At 30.4% G+C, this 1,663-nt stretch carries 1 protein-coding gene and 1 pseudogene; both read left to right on the top strand.

Annotated elements, in window-relative coordinates:
* Positions 1–646 (top strand): annotated as a pseudogene (locus DW981_RS15285) (radical SAM/SPASM domain-containing protein); the annotation flags it as partial.
* A gap of 1 nt (position 647) precedes the next feature.
* Positions 648–1,295 (top strand): hypothetical protein, encoded by a 648-nt coding sequence (locus tag DW981_RS14610; RefSeq protein WP_118508242.1) that lies wholly within the window; start codon positions 648–650, stop codon positions 1,293–1,295.
* Positions 1,296–1,663 lie beyond the last annotated feature (368 nt).

The following is a 1,663-nucleotide window of genomic DNA, read 5'->3' as shown; positions in this document are numbered from 1 at the left end:
AAATGTATCTTGTACAAATGAATTTTTCTTAAATTATGATACAGTAAAAGGATTAAATGTAAATGGGACATTTATCAATCCCGTTAATAGAAAGGAAATCTTAGATTTTGATCCGGAACTAAACGCAATTTCTAATTATGAAGTTTTTAAAGTTTTCTTGTATGCATGTGATAGTGATCTTTTTAGTGAATATAAACCCACTTTGTATGAGAGCGAAATTGCTTCAATTAAACAGGCTATGTGTGAAAGATACATAGGTGTAGAAGGGTATGAAGATATAATAAGTCCTGGAGGGCAATGCCTGCCAGGAATTCAACGTTTTTTTGTTACGGCAGATGGAAAATTTTTTCCTTGTGAGAGAGTAGATGAAACATCAGAAGAATTATGCATTGGCGATTTACAGCAAGGTATAAATATTGATAATGCTATTAAAATACTTAATGTAGCAGATGTGACAAGCAGACAATGTATAGAGTGCTGGTGCTATAAGATGTGTTACCAATGTATTTCTAAAGCGCAGGAAGATGGAAGGATTAATGCAGAAGCTCGGTTAAAATGGTGTCAACAGACAAGAGCAGGTGTAGAAGGAACAATAAAAGACTATATTATATTGAAAAAATATGGGTGTAAATTTGAGGAGGCTTAGTATGAAGTACGCTGTTTATCCGTATACGTTAGATAATTTATATTTGAGCAAAGTAAGCGAAAATTTGTTGAAAAGTGATATATCATATATAGTACCGGGAGGAAAAGTATCAGAAGTCTATAACAGTGGCGTTTCCATGATATATTCAATGGCAAATATAATGAGTATGCAGGAAGTTGATTTTGATAAAGTCATAATTGTAGATAGCAATATGGTAAGTTATGAAGAATACGATAATGCAATAAAAGTTTTTTTAGAAAAAAATGTCAGGATCATTTTGGCAACAGGAATTTATGATGAAATTTTATATGGCAAACATTCTCAAAAAAGGATAGAAATTTGCAAAGGTAATGAAATTGTAATTGATAGTATAGTACATAAGAATAAGCAGGAAATAGAAGTGCCAATTATTAGCGTCATGGGGGTTGGATATAATGTATCTAAATTTGATGTTCCAATTATTAGCGTCATGGGGGTTGGATATAATGTATCTAAATTTGATGTTCAACTTTATTTAAGAGAAATGTTTCTAAAAAAAGGATATAAAGTAGCTCAAATCGGAACAAAAAAGATAAGTAATATAATGGGGTTTTATTCAATTCCGGATTTATGTATAATAATAGGTTTTCAGGTGAAGAAACCATATTAAGAGGGGTTTTATTCAATTCCGGATTTATGTATAATAATAGGTTTTCAGGTGAAGAAACCATATTAAGATTTAATGAGTTTGTAAAAAAAGTCGAAGATAAGGAAAAACCGGATATTATTATAATTGGCGTACCAGAACCAATATTACCATTAAACAAAAAACATCTTTTTCATTTGGAATAAGGGCATATGAAATATATCAGGCAGTAGATGTTGATTATTGTATACTTAATTTATTGAGTGGGGAATATAGTGATCAGTTTGAGACGGAAATGAAAAACGTTTGTAAATATAGATATAATGTAGACATACGGAAATGAAAAACGTTTGTAAATATAGATATAATGTAGACATAGATGACTTTTTTGT

Origin of the sequence: Clostridium sp. AM49-4BH, from assembly GCF_003478335.1 — a bacterium.
In the GTDB taxonomy this organism is placed as follows: Bacteria; Bacillota; Clostridia; order Lachnospirales; family Lachnospiraceae; genus Butyribacter.
The sequence above is the reverse complement of the archived record's forward strand: the minus strand, read 5'-3'. Positions and strand labels throughout refer to the sequence as shown.